Below are 6,206 nucleotides of genomic sequence, written 5' to 3'. Positions count from 1 at the left end.
CTTTATCGGGTATTGGCTGCCCTTTCGGGATCTTGTTTAACAATTCTTTATATTCATTGTTAACACTGTCAACTTTCAATAAATGAGCACGATCTCGAGTTGGATCAATCGGTAACTTCTCCATTCGACGCTCGATCGCTTTCATATAACGATGGATATCAGTCAATCTCTTCCAACCACATTCTGTTGCAAAGCCTTTAAAAATCAGATTTTCAATTTGAGATTTAATATCAGACAACGCAAACGCCATACTTAGATCAACACGACCTTTTAGCTTCTTCTGTATTTGGAAAGCCGTCGTTAAAATCGTTTCGACTAATTTAGCGATCTCTACAACCGTATCGCCCAGTTCCGCTCGAATGTGTTCTTTCATATCATCAAACGCTTCAGGTTCCCAAACAAGGCCACCTTTATCGTCAATTAATTTATCAACGCCACACGCAATACAATCATCAATTAAGTCCAAGACTCGACCATACTGATTGAAGTATAGGCCTAATTTTGACTTGTTTGGCAAGTTGTCACGTAAATATTTAATCGGTGACGGAACATTCAACAAGATCAATCGGCGTTGCCCTGCTTTCATTGCATTATATTGTTCTTCTTCTGTTTCAAACAACTTAATCCCAACACTGTCTTTACTATCTACAATCGCAGGATACGCCTTAACTTCAAAGCCACCACGTTTCTGAGTATAAAGTGCAGGTAGTTCACCAAAGCTCCACGTTTTTAAACCCGCTTGCTCAATATCGTCATCAGCGACCTGAGATAACGTTTCTTGTACTTTATCTTTTAAGCCATCTTTTAAATCGTAAAGATCACGGCTTTCTTTTAACTTACGGTTATGGTGATCAACCACTCTGTAAGTCACCTTCAAGTGATCAGGGATTTGTTCTAGTTTCCAATCTTCACGCAATACAGCAACACCCGTCATTCTACGCAGCTCTTTTTCAAGGCTGTCGAGTAATGGCATATCAAATGGTGTTATACGTGATAAAAATGCATCAGCATAATTTGGCGCAGGCACAAAGTTACGACGAAGTGTTTTTGGTAACGATTTAATATAAGCAACGATCATTTCATGACGTAAACCGGGGATCTGCCAATCAAACCCTTCGGTCGTCACTTGATTTAAAATCGGTAACGGCACGTGAACCGTGACACCGTCACTATCTTGCCCCGGTTCAAATTGATAGCTTAACTTCAGCTTTAGGTTACCTTGATGCCAGAAATTTGGATAATCAAGATCCGTCACATGACTTGCATCATTGCGGAACAACATCTCTTTTTCAAAATTAAGTAAATCTGGTGTCTCTTTTTGGGCGGTTTTCCACCACGAGTCAAAATGGCGGCCAGAAACCACATCCGTATTTACTCGTTGGTCATAAAATTCGGCAAGCTGATCATCATCAATCAATAGATCGCGACGACGAGATTTATGCTCTAGCTCTTCAACTTCTTGCAACAATTTACGGTTCTGCTTAAAGAACTTATGATTCGTATTCCAATCCCCTTCAACTAACGCTGAGCGAATAAAGATTTCACGACACACTGGCGCATCAATCGTACCGTAGTTAATTTGACGCTTCACGACAATTGGAATGCCGTAAATGGTCACTTTCTCATACGCCATAACTGCGGCAGATTTTTTCGACCAATGTGGCTCGCTGTAACTGCGTTTAATTAAATGTGGCGCTAGAGGTTCAATCCATTCCGGTTGAATTTTTGCAACAATTCGACCCCATAACTTTGAAGTTTCAACTAGCTCTGCCACCATTGCCCATTTAGGCTGTTTTTTAAATAAACCAGATCCTGGGAATATATGGAAGCGTGCATTACGTGCACCTTGGTATTCATTCTTCTCTTGATCTTTTTGACCAATATGAGAAAGCATGCCAGCTAAAATAGCGGTATGAACACCTTGATACCCTGCAGCCTCTTGATTCACTTTATAATTAAGCTCTTTCATTACTTGAGTTAATTGATAATGCACATCTTGCCATTCACGAATACGTAAATAGTTTAAGTAATCTTTGCGACATTGCTTTCTAAACGAGTTGCTAGATAGCTCTTTCTGTTGCTCTTTTACATACTGCCAAATATTTACAAATGTTAAGAAATCAGAATCTTCATGATTAAAACGTTTGTGCTTTTCATCCGACGCTTGTTTCTTATCACTTGGACGCTCTCGTGGATCTTGAATCGATAGTGCCGCCGCAATGATCATCACTTCTTGCAATGCATTTTGATTTGGCGCTTCAAGTACCATTCGAGCCAAACGTGGATCGATAGGCAAACGAGCCAATTCACGACCGACTTTCGTTAAGCGTTTTTTAGGATCACTTATCTCAGCATTAATCGCACCTAGCTCTTCAAGGAGTTTCACACCATCTTGAATATTTCGATTATCAGGCGCTTCTACAAATGGGAATGCTTGAATGTCGCCTAAACCTAACGCCGTCATTTGTAAAATAACAGAGGCTAAGTTAGTTCGTAAAATTTCAGGATCGGTAAATTCAGGGCGAGCAACAAAGTCTTCCTCTGAATACAGACGAATACATACACCTTCCGACACACGACCACAACGACCTTTACGCTGATTCGCACTGGCTTGAGAGATCGCTTCAATCGGTAAACGTTGAACTTTTGTTCTGTAGCTATAGCGACTAATACGGGCCGTACCTGGGTCAATCACGTACTTGATGCCTGGAACGGTTAACGATGTTTCTGCTACGTTGGTTGCCAATACAATTCGACGGCCAGCATGGGGTTGAAAAACACGATTTTGTTCTTGAGAAGACAAACGTGCGTATAGAGGCACAATTTCAGTGTCTCGTAAGTTACGTTTCTCTAACGCTTCTGCGGTATCACGAATATCTCGCTCACCCGTCATGAACAAGAGAATGTCCCCTAGCCCTTCTGCACACAGTTCATCAACTGCATCAAAAATGCCTTCTAATTGATCTCTGTCAGTATCATCTCCGTCTTCAACGATGGGACGGTAACGAGTTTCTACCGGGAAGGTTCGGCCCGATACTTCAATGATAGGTGCATTGTTAAAATGTTTTGAAAAGCGTTCTGGATCAATGGTTGCTGACGTAATGATGATTTTTAAATCTGGGCGTTTTGGCAATAATTCACGTAAATAGCCCATGATAAAATCAATATTTAAACTACGCTCATGTGCTTCATCGATAATAATCGTATCGTATTGATTTAAATAACGATCACTTTGAATCTCAGCAAGTAAGATACCGTCAGTCATCAATTTAACTTGCGTACGCTCTGATACTTTATCGTTGAATCGAACTTTATAACCAACATGGCTACCAAGCTCTGTTTCCATTTCTTCGGCAATGCGATCCGCAACCGAACGTGCCGCTAAGCGACGTGGCTGAGTGTGACCAATATTACCAAACTTACCACGACCTAATTCCAAACAAATCTTTGGTAACTGAGTGGTTTTACCCGAACCGGTTTCACCGGCAACAATAACTACTTGGTTATTTGCAATCGCTTCAGCAATGTCATCTTTTTTCTGACTGACTGGCAATTGTTCTGGGTACTGGATTGTTGGGCGATCCATTTCGCGGTTATTCGCGATTTGCATTGATTTTGCAATGTCTAATGCGATTTCATCAAACACCGCATTTCTTGCTTCTTCATTTTTAATGCGTGATGCGCCTTGAATGCGTTTGCTTAGGCGGAAACGATCACGGATCATACATTCACTCAGTGCTTTTCTAAGTGCACCTGCTGAGTTTTGATTTGATTGACTCAAAATATATCCTACTGAATTTTTATTATTCATTAACTGCGCTAATTCTATCACATTCTTTACTTTATCGACCGCAGAGGAGTAAAAATCTCTTTTACCTATGCGTAATAATCTTCTTTCTAAATACACGCTTATGCCAACTCAGATAAATAGAAATGAACACTCTCAAATAAGCTATTCGCATTAAATTAATCATTAAGTTAAGCGTTTAATAGGGATAAGAACATTAGCAATGGTAAACGATTGGGATTATATTGCCGGAATAGAGATCTGTTTGCTAAACTGACACATCAGTCCTCATCATTGAGATAAGTTGTATGGAATTTAACGGTAAGCACATTGAACGCGATGCTCAAGGGTATTTAATGAATCACACTGATTGGAGTGAAGAGTTAGTGCCATTTCTCGCACAAGAAGAAAACATTGAACTGACTGATGCACATTGGGAAGTCGTTCGCTTTGTTCGTGCATTTTATGAAGAATTCAAAACTTCACCCGCGGTTCGCATGCTTGTTAAAGCAATGGAAAAAGAACACGGCCCAGAAAAAGGCAACAGTAAGTATTTATTCCAGTTATTCAAATTAGGTCCGGCGAAGCAAGCAACAAAACTGGCTGGCTTACCAAAGCCTGCGAAATGCTTATAACAATAAATTCAGGCACGATTAGTACATTTTAAAATCGCTTAATTCTTGCCATTCTACAGCAGCTTTCTCGATTGAATCCACTCTTGAAAGCTGAGGTCCTTTTTTTAGCCATATAGCTAGTTTCTCAATATTGTCTTCGTCACCGCAGGCAAGTACGTCAACAGAACCATCTTGTTGATTACGTGCATAGCCCGTTAATCCTAACTTTATTGCCTCATGTGCAGTATGAAAGCGAAAGCCAACCCCTTGTACCTTTCCCTTCACTGAAAATTTAAACGATTTTTGTGACATAGTTCACCTATAAATGCTGATTATAATAAGAAATTCTTAATCATAAGATATTATGCGCGCTTACCTCATATTATACGGACTTATTATGAAAGAAAGTGCATTCCGTTGGATAGACCAATATCTTATTCACTTAAAAATCCAAGAAAAATTCTATCTCCTTTTCTTTTTACCTCTTTTGGCTCTTATCAGTTTAGCTTTTATTATGAATTCGGCAGCGAATACCATGATGGCCGAAACTCTTGAGCACGAAGTCCAATTCGTTGCCTCTGTGTTAGATCAACAAAACATATCTCGCGAAGAAGCGGTAACTTTATTATCTCAATCTGCTGAATTTACCGTTAATACTGGTGAACACAGTGCCTATATAAATTCCGGTAATTATACCATTAGTGCGAATTCAGACATCACCTTATGGTCTTCATTAACCACACTTCAAATATCCATTTTAACGGCGATTTTACTGATGATGGCAATTGGTGTTTATTACATCATGACGTTTATTGGTGGTGCCATGTTTACCATGAATCGCTCATTAGAAACATTGGAATCGGGTGATTTAACACAACGTTTGAACTTCTTTCCTGTAAGAGACGAATTCAGTACGATTGCCATGACCATTGATAAGCTCGCTGATCGTGAGCAAAAATTGGTGTTGGCAATGCAAGAGTCTGTCGCTCTTATTCAACAAATGAGTTCAGAGTTAAGTCAAAATAGCCACAAAAGCTCTGATGCTTCAGACAAGCAACTTGCTCAACTCGATTTACTGTCAAGTGCAACCGAAGAGATGGCAACATCAATTCAAGAAGTGGCCAATTACACCCATGAAGCTTCTTCTCAATCAACGGATGCAATGGATTCTGCTCGCCTTGGTCAATCTCAAGTCGATTCAGCAGTACAAGCAATCCAAGCCTTGTCTGAAGAAATTAATCAGGCAGCGCATGCTGTGCAAGAATTAGATAACAATGCTGCAAAAATTGATGAAGTCGTCACGACCATTAATGGTATTTCACAACAAACCAATTTATTAGCATTGAATGCCGCGATAGAAGCCGCTCGAGCTGGTGAACAAGGACGAGGTTTTGCGGTGGTTGCAGATGAAGTAAGAACACTGGCAAGCCGTACTCAACAAGCCACCGTTGAGATCCAAACCATGATTGAAGCGCTTCAAAATAACAGTAAATCATTGCTAACGTTAACATCAAATACGGTAAGTAATGCAGAAACTGGTCAAAAATTGATGCACGAAGTACACAACGACATTGCGAATATTGCTGACCGTAACCACACGATTGCACAAAGTAACAATGAAATCGCAACCGCAGCGACACAACAAGGTGAAGTCGCCTCAAGTATCGCAGCGACCGTTGAAGACGTTCGAACTCAATCAAATCAAGTTCATCAAATGATCAAGAATTCAGAATCCAACATCGAACAATTACGTTTAAAAGGACAAGATTTAGAATTGCTTCTAAATGGACTAAAAGCGTAAACCG

General features: G+C 40.1%; 4 protein-coding genes. 2 read left to right on the top strand and 2 right to left on the bottom strand.

The window, feature by feature from the left end:
- Window positions 1-3,724: ATP-dependent RNA helicase HrpA (hrpA, locus tag AACV33_RS06820; RefSeq protein ID WP_255458550.1), on the bottom strand; the 3,724-nt coding region annotated here is incomplete at its 3' end.
- A 371-nt stretch (window positions 3,725-4,095) separates the two neighbouring features.
- Here hrpA and AACV33_RS06815 point away from each other — a divergent pair.
- Window positions 4,096-4,422: a TusE/DsrC/DsvC family sulfur relay protein gene (locus AACV33_RS06815; protein WP_017021263.1), complete on the top strand. Its 327-nt coding sequence runs from the start codon at window positions 4,096-4,098 to the stop codon at window positions 4,420-4,422.
- Between the two features lie 18 nt (window positions 4,423-4,440).
- On the opposite strand, the gene yccX is transcribed toward AACV33_RS06815, so the two are convergent.
- A complete protein-coding gene (gene yccX / locus AACV33_RS06810; protein WP_017021262.1) occupies window positions 4,441-4,713 on the bottom strand; it encodes an acylphosphatase in 273 nt (90 codons plus the stop codon).
- 85 nt (window positions 4,714-4,798) lie between these two features.
- Between yccX and AACV33_RS06805 the strand changes: the two genes are divergently transcribed.
- Entirely contained in the window at window positions 4,799-6,202 is a 1,404-nt protein-coding gene (locus AACV33_RS06805; protein WP_017021261.1) for a methyl-accepting chemotaxis protein, read from the top strand.
- Window positions 6,203-6,206 lie beyond the last annotated feature (4 nt).

Source organism: Aliivibrio sp. SR45-2 (assembly GCF_963890165.1).
In the GTDB taxonomy this organism is placed as follows: Bacteria; Pseudomonadota; Gammaproteobacteria; order Enterobacterales; family Vibrionaceae; genus Aliivibrio; species Aliivibrio salmonicida.
The sequence above is the reverse complement of the archived record's forward strand: the minus strand, read 5'-3'. Positions and strand labels throughout refer to the sequence as shown.

Excerpts from the sequence above, each read along its gene's own strand:
- AACV33_RS06815 (WP_017021263.1), top strand. The coding sequence starts at position 4,096 with ATGGAATTTAACGGTAAGCACATTGAACGCGATGCTCAAGGGTATTTA.
- AACV33_RS06805 (WP_017021261.1), top strand. The coding sequence starts at position 4,799 with ATGAAAGAAAGTGCATTCCGTTGGATAGACCAATATCTTATTCACTTA.
- yccX (WP_017021262.1), bottom strand. The coding sequence starts at position 4,713 with ATGTCACAAAAATCGTTTAAATTTTCAGTGAAGGGAAAGGTACAAGGG.